The sequence below is a fragment of the Burkholderia theae genome (assembly GCF_048565265.1).
Taxonomy (GTDB): domain Bacteria; phylum Pseudomonadota; class Gammaproteobacteria; order Burkholderiales; family Burkholderiaceae; genus Burkholderia; species Burkholderia theae.
Genome location: NZ_CP183461.1, coordinates 2,412,721 through 2,435,448 on the forward strand (window position 1 = coordinate 2,412,721; position 22,728 = coordinate 2,435,448).

Annotated in this window: 21 protein-coding genes; 10 read left to right on the plus strand and 11 right to left on the minus strand. The window is 67.4% G+C overall.

The window, feature by feature from the left end; all coding sequences use genetic code 11:
* Window positions 1-13: 13 nt before the first annotated feature.
* Window positions 14-1,453 carry a cardiolipin synthase gene (gene cls, locus ACN22W_RS11420; protein ID WP_419684319.1) on the plus strand — a complete coding sequence of 480 codons (1,440 nt, stop codon included), beginning with the start codon at window positions 14-16 and terminating at the stop codon, window positions 1,451-1,453.
* 63 nt (window positions 1,454-1,516) lie between these two features.
* On the opposite strand, the gene ACN22W_RS11425 is transcribed toward cls, so the two are convergent.
* Window positions 1,517-1,996: a glutathione peroxidase gene (locus ACN22W_RS11425; protein WP_047898424.1), complete on the minus strand. Its 480-nt coding sequence runs from the start codon at window positions 1,994-1,996 to the stop codon at window positions 1,517-1,519.
* A 136-nt stretch (window positions 1,997-2,132) separates the two neighbouring features.
* Between ACN22W_RS11425 and ACN22W_RS11430 the strand changes: the two genes are divergently transcribed.
* Window positions 2,133-4,064, plus strand: a complete 1,932-nt coding sequence (locus ACN22W_RS11430; RefSeq protein ID WP_419684321.1) for an ATP-binding cassette domain-containing protein — start codon at window positions 2,133-2,135, stop codon at window positions 4,062-4,064.
* Between the two features lie 144 nt (window positions 4,065-4,208).
* On the opposite strand, the gene ACN22W_RS11435 is transcribed toward ACN22W_RS11430, so the two are convergent.
* The 3 genes from ACN22W_RS11435 to alr form a co-directional block, all read right to left on the minus strand.
* Complete coding sequence (locus ACN22W_RS11435; protein ID WP_193098639.1) at window positions 4,209-4,475, minus strand: DUF2866 domain-containing protein; 267 nt, start codon at window positions 4,473-4,475, stop codon at window positions 4,209-4,211.
* Between the two features lie 145 nt (window positions 4,476-4,620).
* Window positions 4,621-5,997, minus strand: a complete 1,377-nt coding sequence (radA, locus tag ACN22W_RS11440) for a DNA repair protein RadA (RefSeq protein ID WP_129512443.1) — start codon at window positions 5,995-5,997, stop codon at window positions 4,621-4,623.
* 11 nt (window positions 5,998-6,008) lie between these two features.
* Entirely contained in the window at window positions 6,009-7,079 is a 1,071-nt protein-coding gene (alr, locus tag ACN22W_RS11445; RefSeq protein WP_129512444.1) for an alanine racemase, read from the minus strand.
* A 218-nt stretch (window positions 7,080-7,297) separates the two neighbouring features.
* Here alr and lplT point away from each other — a divergent pair, with 218 nt between their 5' ends.
* Both lplT and thiD read left to right on the plus strand, forming a co-directional pair.
* Entirely contained in the window at window positions 7,298-8,605 is a 1,308-nt protein-coding gene (lplT, locus tag ACN22W_RS11450) for a lysophospholipid transporter LplT (RefSeq protein ID WP_048248660.1), read from the plus strand.
* Between the two features lie 58 nt (window positions 8,606-8,663).
* Complete coding sequence (thiD, locus tag ACN22W_RS11455) at window positions 8,664-9,473, plus strand: bifunctional hydroxymethylpyrimidine kinase/phosphomethylpyrimidine kinase (protein ID WP_419684324.1); 810 nt, start codon at window positions 8,664-8,666, stop codon at window positions 9,471-9,473.
* Between the two features lie 18 nt (window positions 9,474-9,491).
* Here the strand turns inward: thiD and ACN22W_RS11460 are convergent, their stop codons facing one another.
* From ACN22W_RS11460 to tsaB, 4 genes are read right to left on the minus strand one after another with little or no spacing between them, the layout of a single operon-like run.
* Window positions 9,492-10,457, minus strand: coding sequence for a DUF1853 family protein (locus ACN22W_RS11460; RefSeq protein WP_419684326.1), 966 nt, complete (start codon window positions 10,455-10,457; stop codon window positions 9,492-9,494).
* The gene (locus ACN22W_RS11465) at window positions 10,454-11,467 is read right to left on the minus strand and encodes a uracil-DNA glycosylase family protein (RefSeq protein WP_419684328.1); all 1,014 of its coding nucleotides are present in this window, start codon (window positions 11,465-11,467) and stop codon (window positions 10,454-10,456) included. Before ACN22W_RS11465 ends, ACN22W_RS11460 begins: the two co-directional genes overlap by 4 nt.
* Window positions 11,454-11,954 carry a ribosomal protein S18-alanine N-acetyltransferase gene (gene rimI / locus ACN22W_RS11470; RefSeq protein WP_129512448.1) on the minus strand — a complete coding sequence of 167 codons (501 nt, stop codon included), beginning with the start codon at window positions 11,952-11,954 and terminating at the stop codon, window positions 11,454-11,456. Before rimI ends, ACN22W_RS11465 begins: the two co-directional genes overlap by 14 nt.
* Complete coding sequence (gene tsaB, locus ACN22W_RS11475; RefSeq protein ID WP_419684330.1) at window positions 11,951-12,718, minus strand: tRNA (adenosine(37)-N6)-threonylcarbamoyltransferase complex dimerization subunit type 1 TsaB; 768 nt, start codon at window positions 12,716-12,718, stop codon at window positions 11,951-11,953. The genes rimI and tsaB overlap by 4 nt, the downstream gene beginning before the upstream one ends.
* Before the next feature lie 147 nt (window positions 12,719-12,865).
* Between tsaB and ACN22W_RS11480 the strand changes: the two genes are divergently transcribed.
* From ACN22W_RS11480 to aceA, 3 genes are all read left to right on the plus strand, one after another.
* Window positions 12,866-13,135, plus strand: coding sequence for an acyl-CoA-binding protein (locus tag ACN22W_RS11480; protein WP_129512450.1), 270 nt, complete (start codon window positions 12,866-12,868; stop codon window positions 13,133-13,135).
* Between the two features lie 360 nt (window positions 13,136-13,495).
* Entirely contained in the window at window positions 13,496-15,037 is a 1,542-nt protein-coding gene (locus tag ACN22W_RS11485; RefSeq protein WP_193098646.1) for a DEAD/DEAH box helicase, read from the plus strand.
* Window positions 15,038-15,447: 410 nt separating this feature from the next.
* Window positions 15,448-16,755, plus strand: a complete 1,308-nt coding sequence (aceA, locus tag ACN22W_RS11490; RefSeq protein ID WP_419684332.1) for an isocitrate lyase — start codon at window positions 15,448-15,450, stop codon at window positions 16,753-16,755.
* Between the two features lie 211 nt (window positions 16,756-16,966).
* Here aceA and ACN22W_RS11495 read toward each other — a convergent pair whose 3' ends face one another.
* Both ACN22W_RS11495 and ACN22W_RS11500 read right to left on the minus strand, forming a co-directional pair.
* Window positions 16,967-17,401: a universal stress protein gene (locus tag ACN22W_RS11495; protein WP_048248914.1), complete on the minus strand. Its 435-nt coding sequence runs from the start codon at window positions 17,399-17,401 to the stop codon at window positions 16,967-16,969.
* Between the two features lie 159 nt (window positions 17,402-17,560).
* Window positions 17,561-18,466, minus strand: coding sequence for a LysR family transcriptional regulator (locus ACN22W_RS11500; RefSeq protein ID WP_419684334.1), 906 nt, complete (start codon window positions 18,464-18,466; stop codon window positions 17,561-17,563).
* 153 nt (window positions 18,467-18,619) lie between these two features.
* Here ACN22W_RS11500 and ACN22W_RS11505 point away from each other — a divergent pair, with 153 nt between their 5' ends.
* Window positions 18,620-19,381 carry a haloacid dehalogenase type II gene (locus ACN22W_RS11505; RefSeq protein ID WP_129512454.1) on the plus strand — a complete coding sequence of 254 codons (762 nt, stop codon included), beginning with the start codon at window positions 18,620-18,622 and terminating at the stop codon, window positions 19,379-19,381.
* A gap of 67 nt (window positions 19,382-19,448) precedes the next feature.
* Window positions 19,449-21,041, plus strand: a complete 1,593-nt coding sequence (aceB, locus tag ACN22W_RS11510) for a malate synthase A (RefSeq protein WP_048248681.1) — start codon at window positions 19,449-19,451, stop codon at window positions 21,039-21,041.
* 125 nt (window positions 21,042-21,166) lie between these two features.
* Here aceB and ACN22W_RS11515 read toward each other — a convergent pair whose 3' ends face one another.
* Window positions 21,167-21,580 (minus strand): gamma-glutamylcyclotransferase family protein, encoded by a 414-nt coding sequence (locus ACN22W_RS11515; RefSeq protein ID WP_419684336.1) that lies wholly within the window; start codon window positions 21,578-21,580, stop codon window positions 21,167-21,169.
* 257 nt (window positions 21,581-21,837) lie between these two features.
* Between ACN22W_RS11515 and ACN22W_RS11520 the strand changes: the two genes are divergently transcribed.
* Complete coding sequence (locus ACN22W_RS11520; protein WP_419684338.1) at window positions 21,838-22,707, plus strand: AraC family transcriptional regulator; 870 nt, start codon at window positions 21,838-21,840, stop codon at window positions 22,705-22,707.
* Window positions 22,708-22,728: the final 21 nt, after the last annotated feature.

Below are 22,728 nucleotides of genomic sequence, written 5' to 3' on the forward strand. Positions count from 1 at the left end.
CCGTCACGCGCCCATGACCCTCGACTGGCTACATCTCGGTACCCTGCTCCTGACGATCCACGTGCTCGGGGTCGTCGCGGCGTGCCATGCGATCATGAACACGCGCACGTCGCAAGGCGCGATCGCGTGGGCCGTCTCGCTCGCCGCGATGCCGTACCTGACGCTCGTTCCGTACCTGTTCCTCGGCCGCAGCAAGTTCTCCGGCTACGTCGACGCACGGCGCCACGAGCTGGAAATGGTGCGCATGCACACCCCGCGCTCGCCCTGGCTCGACACCGACGCGACCGACGGGCCGGCCGCCGACGCGCTCGGCCAGGCCGCCGTGCTCGCGCTCACGCGGCTCGGCGGCATGCCGTTCCTCGGCGGCAATTCAGTGCGCACGCTCGTGAACGGCGACGCCACGTTCTCGGCGATCCTGTCGGCAATCGACGCCGCGCGCGACTACGTGGTCGTCCAGTTCTTCATCGTGCGCGACGATGCGCTCGGCCAGATGCTGCGCGACTCGCTGCTGGCGCGCGCGGCGGCCGGCGTGCGCTGTTGCCTGCTGTACGACAGCATCGGCAGCTTCGACCTGCCGCACAGCTACGTCGACACCTTGCGCCGGGGCGGCGTCGAGGTTCATCCGTTCGCGACCAATCGCAAGTTCGTGAACCGCTTCCAGCTCAATTTCCGCAACCATCGCAAGATCGTCGTCGTCGACGGCAATCGCGCGTTCGTCGGCGGCCACAACGTCGGCGTCGAATATCTCGGCGCGAAGCCACGCCTGTCGCCGTGGCGCGATACGCACATCGAGATACGCGGCCCCGTGGTCGCGAGCATCCAGTACGTGTTCGCCGAAGACTGGCACTGGGCGACGCAGAAGCTGCCGCCGCTCGCGCTGCCGCCGCCCGCGCTGCCCGGCGACGACATGCATTGCCTCGTGGTGCCGATGGGGCCGGCCGACAAGCAGGAAACCGGTTCGCTGTTCTTCGTCGAGGCGATCAATGCCGCGCGCGAGCGGATCTGGATCACCTCGCCGTACCTCGTCCCCGACGAAGCCGTGATCTCCGCGCTGAAGCTCGCCGTGATGCGCGGCGTCGATGTGCGCATCCTGATCCCGAGCCGGCGCGATCACTACGTGGTGTTCGAGGCATCGAAGCTGTACGCGCGCGACCTGGTCGATGCCGGCGTCAAGGTGTTTCGCTACGGCCCGGGCTTCCTGCACCAGAAGGTCGTGCTGATCGACCGCATCGCGGCGGCGATCGGCAGCGCGAATCTCGACAACCGCTCGTTCCGCCTCAATTTCGAGATCATGGTGCTGACCGTCGACCGCGCCTTCGCGGACGCGGTCGAGACGATGCTCGATGCCGACTTCGCGCAGGCGTACGAGGTCAACGCGAACGAATACCGCCATTCGCCCGCATGGCGGCGAATCGCGATGCACGTCGCGCGGCTGTTCGCGCCGATCCTGTAGCGGCCGGGACAACGGCGCCGCCGGTGCGATCGGCACCGGCGCTGCACGCGCCGCCCCCCGCCATCACAGCAGCTTGTCGATATCCGCGGCGATTTCGTCGGGCTTGGTCGACGGCGCGTAGCGCTTGACGATGCGCCCTTCGCGGTCGATCAGGAATTTCGTGAAGTTCCACTTGATCGCCTTGAGGCCGAGAATGCCGGGCGCCTCGTCGGTCAGATAGCGGTACAGCGGATGCGCATGGTCGCCTTTCACGTCGATCTTCGCGAACATCGGGAACGTGACGCCGTAATTGCGCTCGCAGAACGCGCCGATCTGCGCGGCGTCACCGGGCTCCTGCTTGCCGAACTGGTTGCACGGGAAGCCGAGCACGAAGAAGCCGCGCGCCGCGTACTGGTCGTACAGCTTCTGCAGGCCCGCGTACTGCGGCGTGAAACCGCACTCGCTCGCCGTGTTGACGATCAGCAGCACCTTGCCGCGATACGCATCGAGCGATACCGGCGCACCGGCAAGCGTCTCTGCGTTGAACGAATACAGGGTGGACATCGGGCACTCCTTTTACGAAACCGGATCGACGTGGAGTCTAGGCCAAAATGCACCGTTGCGGCATCCGCCGAGCGGCCGATGTCCGGCGCGAGCGGCGCGCAGTCTAGAATAGCGGTTTTGGCCAGCCATTTCCGCCGTGATCCGTTTCAATCAGTTCAGCCTTGCGCGCGGCACCAAGCCGCTGTTCGAGTCGACCTCGTTCGTGCTCAACCCCGGCGAGAAAGCCGGCCTGATCGGCGCGAACGGCGCCGGCAAGTCGACGCTGTTCTCCGTCCTGCGCGGCGAGCTCCACTCGGACGCCGGCGATTTCTCGATGCCGCCGTCGTGGCGCATCGCCCATGTGTCGCAGGAAACGCCCGCCGTCGACCGCTCCGCGCTCGACTACACGCTCGACGGCGACGCCGCGCTGCGCGAGATCGAGGCGCGCATCGCCGCCGCCTCGGCCGCGCATGACGGCGCCGCGGAGGCCAACGCGCACGCCGCTTTCGCCGACGCCGACGGCTACACCGCGCCCGCCCGCGCCGAAGCGCTGCTGCTCGGCCTCGGTTTCACGCTCGCCCAGACACGCGAATCCGTCGCCAGCTTCTCCGGCGGCTGGCGCATGCGCCTGAACCTGGCGCAGGCGCTGATGTGTCGCTCCGACCTGCTGCTGCTCGACGAACCGACGAACCACCTCGACCTCGACGCGATCGTCTGGCTCGAAGACTGGCTGCACCGCTACCCCGGCACGCTCGTCGTGATCTCGCACGACCGCGAATTCCTCGATTCGATCTGCAACGTCACGCTGCATCTGGAAAACCGCCAGGTGAAGCGCTACGGCGGCAACTACTCGCAATTCGAAGTGCTGCGCGCGCAGCAACTGGCGCTGCAGCAAAACGCATACGAAAAGCAGCAGAAGACGATCGAGCACCTGCAGAGCTTCGTCGACCGCTTCAAGGCCAAGGCGACCAAGGCCAAGCAGGCGCAAAGCCGGATGAAGGCGCTCGAGAAGATGGAGCTGATCGCGCCCGCGCACATCGCGTCGCCGTTCACGTTCGAATTCCGCACGCCCGACGCCGCGCCGAACCCGATGATGGTGATGGAAGACGTCCGCTGCGGTTACCATGCCGACGACGGCGTGGAAATCCCGATCGTCGAGCGCGTGGCGCTGTCGATCCAGAACGGGCAGCGCATCGGCCTGCTCGGCGCGAACGGCCAGGGCAAGTCGACGCTGATCAAGACGCTGGCCGGCACGCTCGTGCCGCTGTCGGGCCAGGTCCGTGACGGCAAGGGGCTGACGATCGGCTATTTCGCGCAGCACCAGCTCGAAACGCTGCGCGAAGACGATTCGCCGCTCGCGCATCTGGCGCGGCTCGCGCCCGACACGCGCGAGCAGGAGCTGCGCGACTTCCTCGGCGGCTTCAATTTCTCGGGCGACATGGCGACGAGTGCCGTCGGCCCGTTCTCGGGCGGCGAGAAAGCGCGCCTCGCGCTCGCGCTGATCATCTGGCAGAAGCCGAACCTGCTGCTGCTCGACGAACCGACGAACCACCTCGACCTCGAAACACGCCATGCGCTGACGATGGCGCTCGCGCAGTTCGAAGGCACGCTGATTCTCGTATCGCACGACCGCCATCTGCTGCGCGCGACGACCGACCAGTTCATGCTCGTCGCGAAGCACCGGCTGCAGCCGTTCGACGGCGACCTCGACGACTACCGCGACTGGCTGCTGCAGCACGCGGCGGAGCAGCGCGCAGCCGCGAAGGCCGACAGCGCGGCTTCGCCGGGCGCGGGTGCCGCGGCCAACCGCAAGGACCAGAAGCGTCAGGCCGCCGAGGAGCGGCAGCGCCTGTCGGTGTTGAAAAAGCCGCTGCAGACGCGCATCACGAAGCTCGAAAAGGAAATGGAGACGCTGCACGCGGAGAAGGCGCGCCTCGACGCGTTCGTCGCCGATCCGGCGAGCTACGACGCCGCGCGCAAGACGGAACTGACCGACGCGATCCGCAAGCTCGGCGACGTCAACACCCGGCTCGAAACGATCGAGGCCGACTGGCTCGCCGCGCACGAAGAACTCGAGCAGATCGGCTGAACGCGGTCGCGGTTTCGACAAGCCATCAAGCCAACGGGCCCGCGCCGGGCCCGGATGCGACAAGGCCGGGCACGCTGGCCCGGCCTGTCTGTTGCCGTTGTTCGTCGCTGCGTCGGTTCGTCGGCCGCTCGCCGTGTTGCCGGCTCAACGGCGCGGCAGCGTGTCGCGCGGCATCTGCTCGTCATCGCCCATCAGGTGCCGGCGCCCTTCGGTCGGCCGCCGGATCGCCTCGGCGACCTCCGCTTCCGTCACGTCCTCGGACACCACCTTGCGCGCCAGGCGCCCTTCTTCGTCGATCCATTCGACGATCCGGCATCCGCCGCCCCAGGGCTGGCGAATCGGCTCCGACACGCGGCAGCCGCGCAGGTTGTAAAGACGTCCGCTTGGCACTTCCACGTACGATTTCAACATAGGTACCCTTCGTATTCGCGGTTCGACAATCCGGCAAAGGATAGGGAAAAGCGATGTCCGGCGGGTTACAGAAGCCTACATATTCTTTACAGCGAATTACGTGACAGATCGCCGACAGGCCCAGCCCGCGCGGCTGCCGGGTCGATCACTCGAGATCGCGCACGCGGTCGATCGCCTGCTCGATCCGCTCGACGGCCATCACGTTCAGCCCTTCGATCGGCTGTTTCGGCGCATTCGCCTTCGGGATCAGCGCGGACGTGAAGCCGAGCTTCGCCGCCTCGCGCAGCCGCTCCTGCCCGCGCGGGGACGGCCGGATCTCGCCCGCCAGCCCCACCTCGCCGAACACGAACAACCCCTTCGGCAGCGCCTTGTTGCGCATCGACGAATGGATCGCGAGCAGCACCGCGAGATCGGCGGCCGGCTCGGTGATCTTCACGCCGCCGACTGCATTGAGGAAGACGTCCTGGTCGAAGCACGCGATGCCCGCGTGCCGGTGCAGCACCGCGAGCAGCATCGCGAGCCGGTTCTGCTCGAGGCCGACCGCAAGCCGGCGCGGGTTGGGCACATGCGCGGTATCGACGAGCGCCTGGATTTCGACGAGCAGCGGACGCGTGCCTTCCTGCGTGACGAGCACGCACGAGCCAGGCACGACCTGCTCGTGCTGCGACAGGAACAGCGCGGACGGATTCGCGACGCCGCGCAGCCCGCGCTCGGTCATCGCGAACACGCCGAGTTCGTTGACCGCGCCGAAGCGGTTCTTGAACGCCCGCACGAGCCGGAACGACGAATGCGTGTCGCCCTCGAAATACAGCACCGTGTCGACGATGTGCTCGAGCACGCGCGGGCCGGCGAGGTTGCCCTCCTTCGTCACGTGCCCGACCATGATGATCGCGGTGCCCGACTGTTTCGCGATACGCGTGAGCTGCGCCGCGCATTCGCGCACCTGCGCGACCGAACCCGGCGCCGACGTGAGCGCCTCCGAATAGACGGTCTGGATCGAGTCGATCACCGCCACGTCCGGCCGTTCCGCGTCGATCGCGGCCTGGATCTTTTCGAGCTGGATTTCGGCGAGCAACTGCAGCTCGGCCGCCGGCGTGCCGCCGTCGAGCAGCGCAAGCCGTTGCGCGCGCAACGCGATCTGCGCGGCCGATTCCTCGCCGCTGATATAGAGCGCGCGCCGTTCGCTCGCGATGTCCGCGAGCGACTGCAGCAGCAGCGTCGACTTGCCGATGCCCGGGTCGCCGCCGATCAGCACGACGCCGCCGGGCACCAGCCCGCCGCCGAGCACGCGGTCGAATTCGCCGATGCCCGTCGAGAAGCGCGGCACGTCGGCCGCTTCGATGTCGACGAGCCGCTGTACCGGCGCCCGCTTCGCGAGCGACTGGAAACGGTGGGCCGACGGCGTCTCGGGAACCGATTCGACGAGCGTGTTCCAGGCCTGGCACGACGGACACTGCCCCTGCCACTTCGGGGACTGCCCGCCGCACTCGCTGCAGACATAGATGGTTTTCTGTTTGGCCACGCGTGACGCCCTTATTCCGCGCGCACGGGCACGCGGCCGGCGACCGCACACATCAGCTCGTAGCCGATCGTGCCGCAGTGGCGGGCGACGTCGTCGATCGGCAGTGCGTTGCCCCACAGCTCGACGCGCGCCCCGACGCCCGCCTGCGGGCACGGGGTCAGGTCGACGGTAATCATGTCCATCGACACGCGGCCGACGATCCGCGTACGGATGCCGTCGACGATCACGGGCGTGCCTTCGGGCGCGACGCGCGGATAACCGTCCGCGTAGCCGCACGCGACGACGCCGACCCGCATCGGCGCCTGCGCGGAGAACGTCGATCCATAACCGATCGCCTGGCCCTTCGCGATCGTCTGCACCGCGATCAACTCGGACGCGAGCGTCATCGCGGGCTTCAGCCCCGTGTCGGCGATATCGGACGACAGCCCGGACGGCGACGCGCCATACAGCACGATCCCCGGCCGCACCCAGTCGAAGTGCGTATCCGGATGCCACAGCACGGCGGCCGAGTTCGCGAGACTGCGCGCGCCGGCGATGCTTTCCGCACCGCGCTCGAACGTCGCGAGTTGCTCGGCGACGCCGCGCTCGTTATCGGCGTCCGAAAAATGGGTCATCAACGTGATCTGGCCGATGCCGGGGCACGCGCGGGCGCGCTCCCAGGCAGCGCGGTATTTTTCCGGCACGTAGCCGAGCCGGTTCATCCCGCTGTTCATCTTGAGCTGCACGTTGACGGGCTTCGACAGCCGCGCGGTTTCCAGCATCCGCATCTGCTCGTCGTTATGGACCGTCGTCGTCAGGCTGTAGCGGTCGATCACGTCGATGTCGGTCGAGCGGAAGAATCCTTCGAGCAACAGGATCGGGCCGGCCCAGCCGAGCTCGCGCAGTTTCACGGCCTCGTCGAGGTCGAGCAGGCCGAAACCGTCGGTGCCGCGCAAGCCCGGAAACGCGCGGGCGAGACCGTGGCCGTACGCGTTGGCCTTGACGACCGCCCAGACCTTGGACGGGCCGGCAAAGCGGCGGACGACGGAGAGATTGTTCGCGAGAGCGGCGGTGTGGATGGTGGCGGAGATCGGGCGCGGCATGGGAAATTTACGTAAAGACGCTTGCGAATCATCAGCTTACCGCGCCTTTTGAGCACCGAAGCCGACAATTTGCGGAACGATCGGGGAATCTTGCTAGTCCGAATTGCTGTATTTTCATGTTATAAAGCCGTGCGCACAACCCATTTCGAACGGAATAAGCCGATCGCATATCAGGCGGCCTACGCGGCCCTGCCGCAGCGACGAAAGCATCGCATCAGATGAAAAAAGGTTTTTACACCATCATGGCCGCGCAGTTTTTCTCGTCGCTGGCCGACAATGCGCTCCTCATCGCCGCCATCGCCCTGCTGAAAGACCTCCACGCTCCCAACTGGATGACACCGCTGCTGAAGCTGTTCTTCGTGTTGTCGTACGTGGTGTTGGCGGCGTATGTCGGTGCTTTCGCGGATTCGCGCCCGAAGGGGCGCGTGATGTTCATCACCAACTCGATCAAGGTGGTCGGCTGCATGATCATGCTGTTCGGCGCGCACCCGCTGATCGCATACGGGATCGTCGGATTCGGCGCGGCGGCCTACTCGCCCGCGAAATACGGCATTCTCACCGAGCTGCTGCCGGCCGACCGGCTGGTCGCCGCGAACGGCTGGATCGAAGGCACGACCGTCAGCTCGATCATTCTCGGCACCGTGCTCGGCGGCGCGCTGATCAGCCCGCACATCGCGTCGCACGTGATCGCGCACACCCCCGACTGGATCAGCACGCCGGCCGAAGCAGCGATGGCGATCATCATGGCGATCTACGTGATCGCCGCACTGTTCAACCTGCGCATTCCCGATACGGGCGCCCGCTACCCGAAGCAGGAGCGCGGCCCGGTCAAGCTCCTCACGGATTTCGCCGACTGCTTCATGGTGCTGTGGCGCGACAAGCTCGGCCAGATCTCGCTGGCGGTCACGACGCTGTTCTGGGGTGCCGGCGCGACGCTGCAGTTCATCGTACTGAAATGGGCCGAGGTGTCGCTCGGCATGTCGCTGTCGGAAGGCGCGATCCTGCAGGCCGTGGTCGCGGTCGGCGTCGCGGCCGGCGCGATCGCCGCCGCAGCCCGGATCCCGCTGAAGAAGTCGCTGTCCGTGCTGCCCGTCGGCATCATCATGGGCATCGCGGTGATGCTGATGGCGTTCTACACGCGCGACCTGTTCCCGTCGCACTGGGCCGTGCACTTCGGCCACATGCGCATGCCCGTGTACCTGATCGTCGCGTACCTGTTCCTGATCGGCGTCGGTGCGTTGTCCGGCTACTTCGTCGTTCCGATGAACGCGCTGCTGCAGCATCGCGGCCACGTGCTGCTGTCGGCCGGCCACTCGATCGCGGTACAGAACTTCAACGAGAACCTGTCGGTGCTCGTGATGCTGTGCCTGTACGCGGTGCTCGTGTGGCTCGACGTGCCGGTGGGGGTCGTGATCGTGCTGTTCGGCACGTTCGTCTGCCTGACGATGTGGCTCGTGATGCGCCGCCATCAGGCGAACCAGCGTCAGTTCGACTCGGTCGCGCTGATCGGCGAATCGCGGCACTGACGCTACACTTCCCGTTTCTGTCCGTCGGCGCCGGTCTTCGAACCGGCGCGTTGCCCTCATGACGCACCCGATACCCAACATCCTGACGATCGCCGGCTCCGATTCGGGCGGCGGCGCAGGGATCCAGGCCGACCTGAAGACGTTTTCCGCGCTCGGCGCGTACGGCGCCAGCGTGATCACCGCGCTGACCGCGCAGAACACGCGCGGCGTGACCGGCGTGCACGCGCCGGACGCCGCGTTCGTGACCGCGCAGCTCGACGCGGTGTTCGACGACATCCGCATCGACGCGGTCAAGATCGGGATGCTTGCCAACGCGGCGATCGTGCACGCGGTGGCCGACGCGCTGCGGCGTTACGCGCCGCGCTTCGTCGTGCTCGACACGGTGATGATCTCGAAGAGTTCGCACGCGCTGCTTGCGCCCGACGCCGTCGACGCGTTGCGCGACGCGCTGCTGCCGCTGGCGACCGTCGTCACGCCGAACCTGCCGGAAGCGGCCGCGCTGCTCGGCGACACGCCCGCGACCACGGAAGACGACATGGTCCGCCAAGGCCGGGCGTTGCTGCAGACGGGCGCGCGCGCCGTGCTGATGAAAGGCGGCCACCTGCCCGACGCGGCCGCGAGCCCCGACTGGCTCGTCGATGCGACGCACACCGTGCGGCTCGACGGCCCGCGTGTACCGGTCAGCAACACGCACGGCACGGGCTGCACGCTGTCGTCCGCGATTGCCGCGCTGCTGCCGCAGCAGCCCGACCTCGAAAGCGCGGTGCGCGAAGCGAAGGCCTACCTGACCGGCGCGATCGCCGCGAGCGGTCACCTCGACGTCGGTCACGGCGTCGGTCCCGTCCATCACTTCCATCGCTGGTGGTAAGCGCCGGCTGACGCAGCGTCAGCTGTCCTGCGCGGCGAATGCCTGCGCATGCGCCGGCCAGTCGTCGGGCACGACGAAGCCGCGCGCCGTCTCGCGCCACGTGCCATCGCCGCCCTTCTCGTGGATGCCGATCAGTGCGGGCGCCTGACGCGCCGTCAGCACGGGCGGCAACTCGAGTGCGGCGGCCAGCGGTTCGAGTTCGAAGCCGGCGTCGGCAGCAACACACCGCGGCGCGAGCCACGCAAGCCTCGGCAACACGCTCCATGCGACACCGGCACGCTGCGCGGCCGCCCACGTCGGCCACTGCGCGTGCGTCAGCCAGAAACCGCGCGGGTGATCCGGCGCGATTTCCGCGGACACCGGCGGCAGCGGCACGCCGTGCGGATAGAACAGCCAGCCCTTGATGAACATCTGCGCATCGGACGGCGCACCGTAGCCGAGCAGCGCAAAGCCGTCGCGATCGCCGAGCCGCAGCTGGTGGTCGAGCAGCCGGCTGCGCTTGCGGTCGAGTCGGTCGACGAGGTTGGGCCCGACGAAGTCGGCGAGCGACGCGCCGTCGCGCACCGGTGCGCACAGATAGCACTTCACCGCGAGCTCCCAGTGCAGGCGCTGCCCGTCCGGCGCATCGACGAGAAAATCGACTTCGCCGAGCGTCCGGCCGTGGCTGCGCAGCGGGAGATTGGCCGCGACGAGCTGCAGCGACGGTCCGTGCGTGAGGAAATACTCGAGCAGGCATTCCGCATAGCGGCCGAGCCGTACGGGCCGCAGCCCGTCGAGCGCGCGGCGCAGCGGCTCAGGCTGCGCATCGAGCGCGGCGAGCCACGCTTGAACGGCCGACCATCCGGCCGCATCCGGCCACGGATGCGCGAGCGGTGCGCCGGGTGCCGCGGTAAGCAGGCTCGGGCTGGCGAGCAGCCAGCCCAGATCGCGCACCGCGGCGTCACGCAGCGTATCGACGAATGCGAACGCCGCGCCGGCCGTCATTGACCGGCCGGCCCGTTCGCGTCGGCACCGGCCGCGCGCTGGAACGTGTCGCGCGCGAGGCACAGGTCGGCCCATGCCTTCGACTTGTCCTGCAGGCTGCGCAGCAGGTACGCCGGGTGGTAGGTGACGATCACCGGCACGCCTTCGTACGCATGCACGCGGCCGCGCAGCGACGCGATGCTCGCATCCGTCTTCAGCAACGTCTGCGCGGCAAAACGGCCGAGCGCGACAATCAGCTTCGGCTTCACGAGCGCAACCTGGCGCTGCAGATAAGGCTCGCAGCTTGCGACCTCGTCCGGTTCCGGATTGCGGTTGCCGGGCGGCCGGCACTTGATCACGTTCGCGATATACACGTTGTCACCGCGCTGGAGCGACAGCGACTGCAGCATGTTGTCGAGCAGCTTGCCGGCCTGGCCGACGAACGGCTCGCCCTGCTTGTCCTCGTTTTCGCCGGGCGCTTCGCCGATCAGCATCCAGTCCGCTTCGCGGTCGCCGACGCCGAACACGGTGTTGGTCCGCTTCTCGCACAACCGGCACTGCGTACAGCCGGCCACGCGCGCGGCCAGCGCATCCCAGTCGAGCACGGCAACCGGCGTTTCGGCGCGGCGCGGTTCGGCAACCGGCGCGGGATCGCCCGGCGGCGCCGCGTCGAACCACGCGAAATCGTCATCGCCGGCAGGCGGTGCGTCGTCCATCGGCGGCATCGCATCGGCCGAGGCGGCCGGCACGGGCGCGCGATCGTCCTCGGCCACACGGCGCGCCGGCGTGCCGGGCTCGCTCGACGGTGGCGCTTCGACCGCACGCACGACGGATGGCGGCGCATCGTCTTGCGAAGGCGTACGCGCCGCGCGCGCCGGCCGATCGGCGGCAACCACGGAGGTGTCGCCCACCGCACCGGTTTGCGCCGCGGCGGGCGCATCGACTGCCGCGCCTTCGTCCGCGCGCTGCCCGCGTCGCACCCAGATCTGCGCGAGGCCCATTTCCTCGAGTGCCGCTTCAGCCCACGCCATGCGCGTCCCCCTCATCCTTGTTCAACGTCAGACGCATCACGATCGCGTCCTCCCGGCTGCGATGCTTCGCCGGATAGTAGTTCTTGCGCCGGCCGATCGTCACGAAGCCGAAACGCTCGTACAGATGGATCGCGCGCGTATTGGACGGCCGCACCTCGAGCAGCACGCCGTCGAGCCGCTCCGCGCGCGAAATGCGCACGGCCTCGCGCAGCAGCGCAAGCCCCGCGCCCGCGTGCTGCACGGCCGGCGCGACGCACAGGTTCAGCAGGTGCATCTCGTCCACCACCGGCATCAGCACGCAGTAGCCGACGAGCGAGCCGGTCACGTGCCGCAGGCACACGCCCAGATAGCCGTTGCGCAACGAATCCTCGAAGTTGCCGCGGCTCCACGGGAATTCGTACGCGACCTGTTCGATCTCGACGACCTCGTCGAGATCCGCGTCCGTCATCGGCGCCAGATAGCGGTCGCTCAGCAGGACGCCCGTCATCCCTTCGCTCCGCCCGTCTGCGCGGCGCGTGCCGCGACACGTTCGGCGGTCGTCTGCGCGACCTTGTCGCGCACGTATTCGGGCGCCGCCTGATCGGCCGGCACCACACGCCCGGCGCGGAACGCGCGCAGCGCGGCATGCGCGACCGCCAGCGCATGCGGCAATGCATCGCCGTCGATCACGGCCGCGCGTGCCGCGGCCGGCAGTTGCGTGCCGAACGCGGCAGCCGCGTTGCCCGCGAGCGTGAACGGCGCATCGGGCACGCCAACGGCACCCGGCGCGTCGAGCGAGGCAGGATGCAGCGTGCGCCAGTCGCCGACGCCGTCATCCCACTCGAAATCCGCCCAGTAGGCTTCGTCCATCCGCGCGTCCAGCGCGGCAAGCACGCGCGTCGTGCCGGGCGCGCGCAGCCGCGCGTGCTCCGCGCACGCGAGCAGCGTGCCGATCGGCACGACCGGCAGCCCACCGCCGAACGCGAGGCCCTGGGTAATGCCCGTCGCGGTGCGCAGGCCCGTGAACGAGCCGGGGCCCGCGCCGAACGCGATCGCATCGCAATCGGCGAGCGTCAGCCCCGATTCGGCGAAAAGCGCCTGGATCGCCGGCAGCACGCGCGTGCTCGACACGGCGCCCGTCTGCTCGTGGCGGACCCAGGTTTGCGGGGTGGAAATGGCGTCATCGGCTTGAGCCGAGCGCAGCAGCGCGACCGAGCAGTATTCGGTCGACGTATCGATGGCGAGGAGCACTGTTTGCGTCATGGCCGACATTGTAATGCGGCGCCCCGCTCCCACGGGCGATCGGGCCCGATCTGCGCGTGCGCGCGGCGCCGGCGGCGGTTTGGAAGGATCGCTCGACCCCGCGCGGCGGTCCGCTTGTTAAGATCGCCCGACCTGAAACCCTTACGGAGACACCCGATGAGCGAACTCACCGCCCAATTCGACCAGGCCCAGATCGACGTCAAGCAACTGACGGAACGACCGGGCAACCTGACCCTGCTGCGCCTGTATGCGCTGTTCAAGCAGGCGACCGACGGCGATGCCCATGGCGACAAGCCGGGCTTCACCGACATCGTCGGCAAGTACAAGTACGACGCCTGGGACGCGCTGAAAGGCACGTCGCAGGAAGCGGCGAAGCAACAATACGTCGAGCTCGTCGAATCGCTGAAGAACGGCACCGCATCCTGACCGAATCGGTCCCGCCGCAATAGGCAATCAAATCAGTGGCGCAGCGCAGCAAATTTCTTTATAATGCGGCCTGCGTCACCTCCCGCGCTCGGCTCGCAAGCCGTTCCGGCCAGACGCCTCGTAGCGTTAAGCTCCAATCCGGTTTAGAACCTGTCCCCTCCTGCTTCGACCCTCGCGGTCGTCACTTATCAGGCTGGCGGCCCCGCTCCTGAAGCGCGCCGCACCCAAAACAGCTTCTAATGCCTCATCCGCCGACTGTTCGGCGGATTGCACCCGTTTCCCGATTTGCTCGCTGAATCCGACGACTTGGGTATGCGCGATTGGCGCCGACGTTTCACCCACTGTGTTTCAAGGATTGTTATGACTTCGAGCATCAACTCCAGCCCGCTCAACGCGATCGCCGACCAGGCGCTCGGTCTCGACGACGCCGCCGTACCGGCCGCGGTCGAACCGGCGTCGGACGAGCCGAGCTTCGCGTCGCTCGGGTTGTCGCCGGAGATCGTCTCCGCGCTGGAGGCCGCCGGCTATGTGAAGCCGACGCCGGTCCAACAGCGCGCGATTCCGGCCGGCATCGCCGGCCGTGACCTGCTGGTGTCGAGCCCGACCGGTTCGGGCAAGACGGCTGCATTCATGCTGCCCGCGATCGAACGTTTCGCGCAGCTCCAGAAAACGCTGGCGCAGCAACCGCGCGCGCCGCGTGAGCCGAGCCAGGGTGACCGCCGTGTGCGCCGCCCGCAACCCGTCGCGCGCCCGAGCCTGCTCGTGCTGACGCCGACCCGTGAACTCGCGATGCAGGTCACCACGGCCGCATCGAACTACGGCAAGCACCTGAAGCGCCTGCGCACGGTCAGCATCCTCGGCGGCGTCGCCTACGGCCAGCAGCTGATGCTGCTCGCGAAGAACCCCGAAATCCTGGTCGCCACGCCGGGCCGTCTGCTCGATCACCTCGAGCGCGGCCGTATCGACCTGTCCGAACTGAAGATGCTGGTGCTCGACGAAGCCGACCGCATGCTCGACATGGGCTTCATCGACGATATCGAAACGATCGTTGCCGCCACGCCGGCGTCGCGCCAGACGATGCTGTTCTCGGCCACGCTCGACGGCAAGATCGGTTCGCTGACGAGCCGCCTGCTGAAGGACCCGGAGCGCATCGAGATCCAGCAACGCCTCGAATCGCGCGCGAACATCGCGCAGACCGTGCACTACGTCGACGACCGCGATCACAAGGATCGCCTGCTCGATCACCTGCTGCGCGACGACGCGCTCGACCAGGCGATCATCTTCACGGCGACCAAGATCGACGCCGACCAGCTCGCCGGCCGTCTCGCCGACGCTGGTTTCGAGTCGGCCGCGCTGCATGGCGACCTGCCGCAGGGCGCGCGTAACCGCACGATCCGTGCGCTGCGCGAGCGCCGCGTGCGCGTGCTGGTCGCGACCGACGTCGCGGCACGCGGCATCGACATCCCGGGCATCACGCACGTGTTCAACTACGACCTGCCGAAGTTCGCGGAAGACTACGTGCACCGTATCGGCCGTACGGGCCGCGCGGGCCGTTCGGGCACCGCGGTGAGCCTCGTGCACCACGCCGAGCAAGGCGCGCTCAAGCGCATCGAGCGCTTCGTTCGTGCGCCGCTGCCGGTCAACGTGATCGAAGGTTTCGAGCCGCGCAAGGCACCCCCGCGTAACGGCGGCACCGGTGGCCGCGGCCGTCCGGGCGGCGGTAACGGCGGCGGTCGACGTTTCGGCGGCAAGCCGGGCGGCGGCAATGGCGGTAGCGGCCGCAGCTACGGCGGCGGCAATGGTGGCGGCTGGAGCGGCAAGCCGGGTGGCAGCCGTGACGGCGGCCCGCGTCGCGACGGCCAGCGCAGCGGCGGCCCGCGTCGCAGCAACTCTGCGTCGTAAGCACGCACGGGCGGCCGCTGGCCGCCCCGCGGATGGCCATCCCGCGGATGGCCGCCCCGCCAATCCAGCCGACCGGCGCATATGCGCCGGTTTTTTTTCGCCTCGTCGCGCGTTTCACGATGCGGAAAATTTTTTTGCGTCGTAAAAAATCATGTTGCGTGGCACAACATGAGCGATTGCGGGATGGGAAAATACGTTTCTTATCCCGAAATTGAAAATACAAGCAATTGATTTAAAACAATAAAAAAATTACACACTTCCTGAGAAAGCCCCTGTCTCGCTCCCGTCGATTTGCCTAGACTCTTATACAAGACTTCACGAACCGGAATGCACCGCTCCCGGCTTCGCGAACAGCATCACCGCCGTCGGATTCGACCCATTAGGCAACACACAGCATCAAGGAGCTCATCATGTCGCGTCAGCAACAGGCACAGGAACTGCAAACGCAATGGGAAACCGATCCGCGCTGGAAGGGCATCAAGCGCGGCTACACGGCTGAGGACGTGGTCCGCCTGCGCGGCTCGGTCCCGATCGAGCACACGCTGGCCAAGCGCGGCGCGGAAAAGCTGTGGCGCCTCATCAACGGCGAGCCGTTCGTCAACGCACTCGGCGCGCTGACCGGCAACCAGGCGATGCAGCAGGTGAAGGCCGGCCTGAAGGCCATCTACCTGTCCGGCTGGCAGGTGGCCGGCGACGCGAACGTCGCGGGCGAAATGTACCCGGACCAGTCGCTGTATCCGGCCAACTCGGTGCCGCTGGTCGTGAAGCGCATCAACAACACGCTGACGCGCGCCGACCAGATCCAGTGGTCGGAAGGCAAGAACCCGGGTGACGAAGGTTATGTCGACTTCTTCGCGCCGATCGTGGCCGATGCGGAAGCCGGTTTCGGCGGCGTGCTGAACGCGTTCGAACTGATGAAGGCGATGATCGAGGCAGGCGCATCGGGCGTCCACTTCGAAGACCAGCTCGCTTCGGTGAAGAAGTGCGGCCACATGGGCGGCAAGGTGCTCGTGCCGACGCGCGAAGCGGTCGCGAAGCTGTCGGCTGCGCGTCTCGCGGCCGACGTGATGGGCACGCCGACCGTGCTGGTTGCCCGCACCGACGCCGAAGCGGCCGACCTGATCACGTCCGACGTCGACGACAACGACAAGCCGTTCCTGACGGGCGAGCGCACGGTGGAAGGTTTCTTCCGCACGAAGCCGGGCCTCGAGCAGGCGATCTCGCGCGGTCTCGCGTACGCGCCGCATGCCGACCTGGTCTGGTGCGAAACGGGCAAGCCGGATCTCGAGTACGCGAAGAAGTTCGCGGAAGCGATCCACAAGCAGTTCCCGGGCAAGATGCTGTCGTACAACTGCTCGCCGTCGTTCAACTGGAAGAAGAACCTCGACGACGCGACGATCGCGAAGTTCCAGAAGGAACTCGGCGCGATGGGCTACAAGTTCCAGTTCATCACGCTGGCCGGCTTCCACGCGCTGAACTACTCGATGTTCAACCTCGCGCACGGTTATGCCCGCACGCAGATGAGCGCGTTCGTCGAACTGCAGCAGGCCGAGTTCGCGGCAGCCGACAAGGGCTTCACGGCCGTCAAGCACCAGCGCGAAGTCGGCACCGGCTACTTCGACGCGGTGACGCAGACGGTCGAGCGCGAAGCATCGACGACCGCGCTGCACGGCTCGACCGAAGACGAGCAGTTCTTCGACGGCAAGAAGGTCGCGTAACACGCGTCACGCGTCGCATCGATGCCCGCCCTGTCTCGCGACGGCGCGGCATCGGCAACAGGACAACAATCAGGGAGGAGACGGCAGGCGCGCGATTCCGATCGCGCGACCGGCCGCGCGGCCCGCGGGCCGCCAGCAACGACGCGCGCCGGCTCTGTCCGGCGCGCCCTTTTTCCATGGCGCGACACGCGTGGCCAAGGCCGGCACCGCCCTACCGATAGACGATCACCGGGATTTTCGTATGGGTCAGCACACGCTGCGTCTCGCTGCCGATCAGCAGGCTGCCGAGCCCGCGGCGTCCGTGGGACGCCATGAAGATCACGTCGCAGCCGCCGCGTTCGGCCGCCTCGATGATGCCGAGATACGGCGACGGATGCACGCTCGTCCATGTGTCGCAGGCGACGCCGGCCGCCTTCGCGGCCGCTTCGACCTCGTCGAGATGCGCGCGCGCCTCGCGCTCGCTGCGCGCCCGGAAATCGGCGGGCGGCTCGATGATCACTTCGGAAAATGGCGAGTACGGATACTGCGGCAGGCACGCGTAGGCCGTCACGCGAGCGCTGACCGCGCGCGCCAGGTCGATCGCGCCGTCGATCGCCTTCTGCGACAGGTCGGAACCGTCGGTTGGAACGAGGATGTGCCGGAACATCGCGCCCTCCTTCGTCAGTCGCACGCCGCGCGCCGCGAGCCCATCCGAGCCGGCCGCAACGCATCTGGCATGCCTGTAACGATTGTAGTGTGCGAAACCGCGCATCCAGCACCCGAAGCGGGTTCGCCCTCATATCGGAAACGCGCGGGCACGCGCGGCCTACTCGCCCCAATAACCGGGCCGTTCGTACGTGTGCTTCAGGTAATCGAGAAACAGGCGCACGCGCAGCGGCAAGTGCCGGCGCTGCGGAAACACCGCGTGGATGCCGATCGGCGGCGCGGCGTACGTGTCGAGCACGCTGACGAGCCGGCCGGCCGCGATGTCGTCGCCGACTTCCCACCACGAACGCCACGCCAGGCCGTGGCCGGCGAGGCACCACTCGTGCAGCACCGCGCCGTCCGAGCATTCCATCGTGCCGTTCACGCGGATCGACACGACTTTGTCGTCCTCCTGGAACGCCCAGCCGCGTTGCTGGTTCGCGTTCGCCGCGAGCGCGAGGCAGTTGTGCCGCGCCAGTTCCGCGAGCGTGACCGGCGTGCCGCGCCGCGCCAGATACGCGGGAGACGCGACGCACACGCGGCGGTTCTCGCCGAGCTTCAGCGACACGAGCGACGAGTCGGGCAGCTCGCCGAGCCGCACAGCGCAATCGAACCCTTCGTTGACGAGATCGACCATCCGGTCGGACAGGTCGAGCGTGACCGACACGTCCGGATGCTCGACGCTGAATTCCGGCACGAGCGGCGCGACGTGCCGCCGGCCGAAACCTGCCGGCGCGGAAATGCGCAAGTGGCCGCTCGCCTTGACGCCGCCGGCGGACACGCTCGCCTCGGCGTTCTGCATGTCGTTGATGATCCGCTGGCAATCCTCGAGGAACGCCGAACCCTCGAACGTCAGCGTGAGCTTGCGCGTCGTGCGCACCAGCAGCTTGACGCCGAGCCGCTCCTCGAGCGCATCGAGGCGGCGGCCGATGATCGCCGGCGCGACGCCTTCCGCGTGCGCGGCCGCCGACAGGCTGCCTTTCGCCGCGACCGCGGCGAACGTTTCTATCTGTTTGAACCGGTCCATGACTCGCAAGGACGGCGCTGCCGCCCTTCAAATGGCTTAAGCGCTCAAGATTAGGTATATGAAAGTAAAAGATCAAGTGATGATTTGCGTCTTTTTTAGCACCTACGATCACGAATAGAATCGGTCCGACCTCTGAAACTGGAGCGCAAGGCTATGTCGGCCACAACGACACTCTCCTCTCCCGACGCAATCCTCTTCGACGCATTCGGCACGTTGTTCGACGTGCGCGCGGTCGTGCCCGCGGCAGAACAGATGTTTCCCGGTCACGGGGAACGGTTGTCGCAGCTGTGGCGACGCAAGCAAATCGAATACTCGCAGCTGCGCACGCTCGCCGATCCGGCCGGCGCCCGCTATCGCCCGTTCCGGGACATCACGCTCGACGCGCTGCGGTTCGCCGCGCGCCGGCTCGGGCTCGCGCTGAACAGCGCGGCCGAGAAGCGGCTGATGGACGAATACGCCTGCCTGTCCACCTATCCCGACACGGTGCCCGCGCTGCGCAAGCTGCGCGCGCTCGAACCGCGCCCGCCGCTCGCGATCCTGTCGAACGGCACCCCGCAGATGCTCGACATCGCGATCAAGAGCGCCGGCATGTCCGGATTGTTCGATCGCGTGCTGTCGGCCGACACCGTGCGCGCATACAAGCCGAGTCCGGCCGCCTACGCGCTCGGTACCGCCGCGTTCGGGCCGAACCCGCGCAACATCGTGTTCGTGTCGTCGAACGCCTGGGACGTCGCCGGTGCCGCGTGGTTCGGCTACACGACGTTCTGGCTCAACCGCACGGGCGCGCCCGCCGAGGAACTCGGCGTGCCGCCCGACGGTACGGGCACCGGCATGGCCGACCTGCTCGCATTCCTCGCCACCCCGGCTCCGTCCGGCAGACCCGCAAACCGCACGCGCCCCGGCCCGGGTGCATGACGTTCGCCATGCTGCCGCCTTCCCCCTTCACCGAAACCGCAACTGACCGACCAAGGAGATGAGACTCATGAGCACCCCGATCACGCTGCCGCAAGGCATGGCGATCACCGGCGAAATCAAGCCGGGTTACGAAGCGATCCTGACGCCCGACGCGCTCGAACTCGTCGCGGCGCTGCACCGCACGTTCGAACCGCGCCGCCAGGCGTTGCTGCAGGCGCGCGTCGAGCGCACCAAACGCCTCGACGCGGGCGAGCGCCCCGACTTCCTGGCTGACACGAAGGCGATCCGCGAAGGCGACTGGAAGGTTGCGCCGCTGCCGGCCGACCTGCAATGCCGCCGCGTCGAGATCACGGGCCCCGTCGAGCGCAAGATGATCATCAACGCGCTGAACTCGGGCGCCGATTCGTACATGACGGACTTCGAGGATTCGAACGCGCCGAGTTGGACGAACCAGATCGACGGCCAGATCAACCTGAAGGACGCGGTACGCCGCACGATCTCGCTCGAGCAGAACGGCAAGTCGTACCAGCTGAACGACAAGGTCGCGACGCTGATCGTGCGTCCGCGCGGCTGGCACCTCGACGAGAAGCACGTGACGGTCGACGGCCAGCGCGTGTCCGGCGGCATCTTCGATTTCGCGCTGTTCCTGTTCCACAACGCGAAGGAGCTGATCGCTCGCGGTTCGGGCCCGTACTTCTACCTGCCGAAGATGGAAAGCCATCTCGAGGCGCGCCTGTGGAACGACATCTTCGTCGCCGCGCAGGAAGCGGTCGGCGTGCCGCGCGGCACGATCCGCGCGACGGTGCTGATCGAGACGATCCTCGCCGCGTTCGAGATGGACGAAATCCTGTATGAACTGCGCGAGCACAGCTCGGGCCTGAACGCCGGCCGCTGGGACTACATCTTCTCGGCGATCAAGAAGTTCAAGAACGACCGCGATTTCTGCCTCGCCGAGCGTTCGAAGATCACGATGACGGTGCCGTTCATGCGCGCGTACGCGCTGCTGCTGCTGAAGACCTGCCACAAGCGCAATGCGCCGGCGATCGGCGGGATGAGCGCGCTGATCCCGATCAAGAACGATCCGGAAGCGAACGACAAGGCGATGGGCGGCGTGCGCTCGGACAAGCAGCGCGACGCGACCGACGGTTACGACGGCGGCTGGGTTGCACACCCGGGCCTCGTGCCGATCGCGATGGAAGAGTTCGTCAAGGTGCTCGGCGACAAGCCGAACCAGATCGCGAAGCAGCGCGACGACGTGCAGGTCGAGGGCAAGAACCTGCTCGACTTCCAGCCTGAAGCGCCGATCACCGAGGCCGGCCTGCGCAACAACATCAACGTCGGCATCCACTACCTCGGCGCATGGCTCGACGGCAACGGCTGCGTGCCGATCCACAACCTGATGGAAGACGCGGCCACGGCCGAGATTTCCCGTTCGCAGGTGTGGCAGTGGATTCGCTCGCCGAAGGGCGTGCTCGACGACGGCCGCAAGGTCACGGCCGAACTCGTGCGCGAATACGCGAAGGCCGAACTCGACAACGTGAAGCGTTCGGTCGGCGGCAACACGCAGCCGTACGAGCACGCCGCGGCGATCTTCGAACAGATGTCGACGTCGGAAGGCTTCACCGAATTCCTGACGCTGCCGCTGTACGAGGAAATCTGACGAAGCTGCCCGCCGCGATCGGCGACCGGCCACGCGCCGCCGCCGGTCGCATGCGATGACGGCATGAAAAAAGCGCCCCGCAGGGCGCTTTTTCTTTGCGGTGCGAGCGGCTGCCGCGCGGCCGATCAGGCGGCTTCCCGCTCGCGCCGGTGCTGGACCCAGTCGCCCGACTCAATGCGCGGACGCCCGGCGACCGCGTGCGCGGCGATCGGATAATACAGGCAGGCGTACTGCCGGCCGCCGAGCTCGACGGTCACGTGTTCCGGCTTGAACAGCGAGTCGACGCCCGGATAGACCCGCTCGATCTCGTCGAGCACGGGGACGAGCTGCTCGTCGACCTCGTAGACGTCGCCCCAGACCAGCGACTTGCCGGCCGGCCCGGCGATCATCCCCGGATACGTGCCGAAATCGTACAGTTCGCCCGGCAGCGCGACCGCGCCGAGCAGCGTCGGCGCGGCAATCCCGTGCCTGGCGGCCGCATGACCGATGTCGTTGGCCTCTCCGGTTCTCAAGGTGCCGTAGACGAATACGTGGCGCATCGTGGTTCTCCTCTTCGATTCGTATGTTGCCGTGTTCGCGCGCGATTCGTGCGAAATCGCCCAAGCATGGATAGACCATCGCATCGGCCCGATGGTTCGAACCCGCAAGTGCGCGCGGCCACGGCCGCCGCCGTGGATTCGCCAGGCTCCATACAAAGTTCATTTGAACACGGCATGATCGCCCGAAAAACCGCCGCATGCGCACGCGCGGCACCTTCTAAAATAACGGCATCGCCGCCGCGCTGCCCGAACCGTCCATGAATCCGCCCGTCCCAGCCGACGTATCGAAACCATACGACGTCATCGACATCCCGCCCGAATTCGCGCCGACCGCCGTCCATCCGATGCGCGTGCGCGCCCGGCAGGTCGATGCCGGCCGCCGCATCCCGCTGCACACGCATGCGTGGGCGCAGCTCGCGTACGCGTCACGCGGCGTGCTGCGCGTCGCGACGACCGGCACGACCTGGATGGTGCCGCCGTCCCGCGCGATCTGGGTGCCGCCGCACGTGACGCACGAGGTCGTGATCGTCGAAGAGGCGTATCTGCGCACGCTGTATATCGACGAGTCGATCGTGCCGGGCGGGCTCGACGCGTGCCGGGTCGTCGAAGTGACGGGACTGCTGCGCGAGTTGATCGTCGCGCTCGACGCACGTGACCTGAGCGCCGGGCGCGAACGCCTGCTGTGCGGGCTCGTGCTCGACGAGCTGAGTCACGCCGAACCGTTGCCGCTCGCGGTGCCGATGCCCGACGAGAAGCGGCTGCGCATGCTGTGCGAATCCGTACTCGCGCACCCGGCGCATGCGGAGTCGCTCGAACACTGGGCGAGCGAGGTCGGCGCGAGCACGCGCACGATTTCGCGGCTCTTCAAGCAGGAACTGGGGGTGAGCTTTTCGCAGTGGCGCCAGCAGGCATTGCTTGCGCGCGCGATCCCGCTGCTGAACCAGGGCCGCCCGCTGTCGCATATCGCGCGCGAACTCGGCTACCAGAGCCAGAGCGCGTTCTCGGCGATGTTCCGCCGCGCATTCGGCGAAAGCCCGCGCGCGTTCATGCTGCGCGGCTACGAGCACCGCGGTGCGGAAGGCAGCATCGCGGACGACGACACACCGGACGACGATGCGATCGGCTGACCGTCGTGTTCCGGACGCGTC

What these genes read in the sequence shown, in the direction of transcription:
- ACN22W_RS11505 (WP_129512454.1), top strand. Translation starts at nt 18,620, where the DNA reads ATGTCGGCCACAACGACACTCTCCTCTCCCGACGCAATCCTCTTCGAC.
- ACN22W_RS11515 (WP_419684336.1), bottom strand. Translation starts at nt 21,580, where the DNA reads ATGCGCCACGTATTCGTCTACGGCACCTTGAGAACCGGAGAGGCCAAC.
- ACN22W_RS11495 (WP_048248914.1), bottom strand. Translation starts at nt 17,401, where the DNA reads ATGTTCCGGCACATCCTCGTTCCAACCGACGGTTCCGACCTGTCGCAG.
- thiD (WP_419684324.1), top strand. Translation starts at nt 8,664, where the DNA reads ATGACGCACCCGATACCCAACATCCTGACGATCGCCGGCTCCGATTCG.
- alr (WP_129512444.1), bottom strand. Translation starts at nt 7,079, where the DNA reads ATGCCGCGCCCGATCTCCGCCACCATCCACACCGCCGCTCTCGCGAAC.
- ACN22W_RS11500 (WP_419684334.1), bottom strand. Translation starts at nt 18,466, where the DNA reads ATGGACCGGTTCAAACAGATAGAAACGTTCGCCGCGGTCGCGGCGAAA.
- ACN22W_RS11520 (WP_419684338.1), top strand. Translation starts at nt 21,838, where the DNA reads ATGAATCCGCCCGTCCCAGCCGACGTATCGAAACCATACGACGTCATC.
- ACN22W_RS11485 (WP_193098646.1), top strand. Translation starts at nt 13,496, where the DNA reads ATGACTTCGAGCATCAACTCCAGCCCGCTCAACGCGATCGCCGACCAG.
- aceA (WP_419684332.1), top strand. Translation starts at nt 15,448, where the DNA reads ATGTCGCGTCAGCAACAGGCACAGGAACTGCAAACGCAATGGGAAACC.
- ACN22W_RS11480 (WP_129512450.1), top strand. Translation starts at nt 12,866, where the DNA reads ATGAGCGAACTCACCGCCCAATTCGACCAGGCCCAGATCGACGTCAAG.
- tsaB (WP_419684330.1), bottom strand. Translation starts at nt 12,718, where the DNA reads ATGTCGGCCATGACGCAAACAGTGCTCCTCGCCATCGATACGTCGACC.
- ACN22W_RS11465 (WP_419684328.1), bottom strand. Translation starts at nt 11,467, where the DNA reads ATGGCGTGGGCTGAAGCGGCACTCGAGGAAATGGGCCTCGCGCAGATC.
- ACN22W_RS11460 (WP_419684326.1), bottom strand. Translation starts at nt 10,457, where the DNA reads ATGACGGCCGGCGCGGCGTTCGCATTCGTCGATACGCTGCGTGACGCC.
- ACN22W_RS11435 (WP_193098639.1), bottom strand. Translation starts at nt 4,475, where the DNA reads ATGTTGAAATCGTACGTGGAAGTGCCAAGCGGACGTCTTTACAACCTG.
- ACN22W_RS11425 (WP_047898424.1), bottom strand. Translation starts at nt 1,996, where the DNA reads ATGTCCACCCTGTATTCGTTCAACGCAGAGACGCTTGCCGGTGCGCCG.
- rimI (WP_129512448.1), bottom strand. Translation starts at nt 11,954, where the DNA reads ATGACGGGCGTCCTGCTGAGCGACCGCTATCTGGCGCCGATGACGGAC.
- aceB (WP_048248681.1), top strand. Translation starts at nt 19,449, where the DNA reads ATGAGCACCCCGATCACGCTGCCGCAAGGCATGGCGATCACCGGCGAA.
- lplT (WP_048248660.1), top strand. Translation starts at nt 7,298, where the DNA reads ATGAAAAAAGGTTTTTACACCATCATGGCCGCGCAGTTTTTCTCGTCG.
- cls (WP_419684319.1), top strand. Translation starts at nt 14, where the DNA reads ATGACCCTCGACTGGCTACATCTCGGTACCCTGCTCCTGACGATCCAC.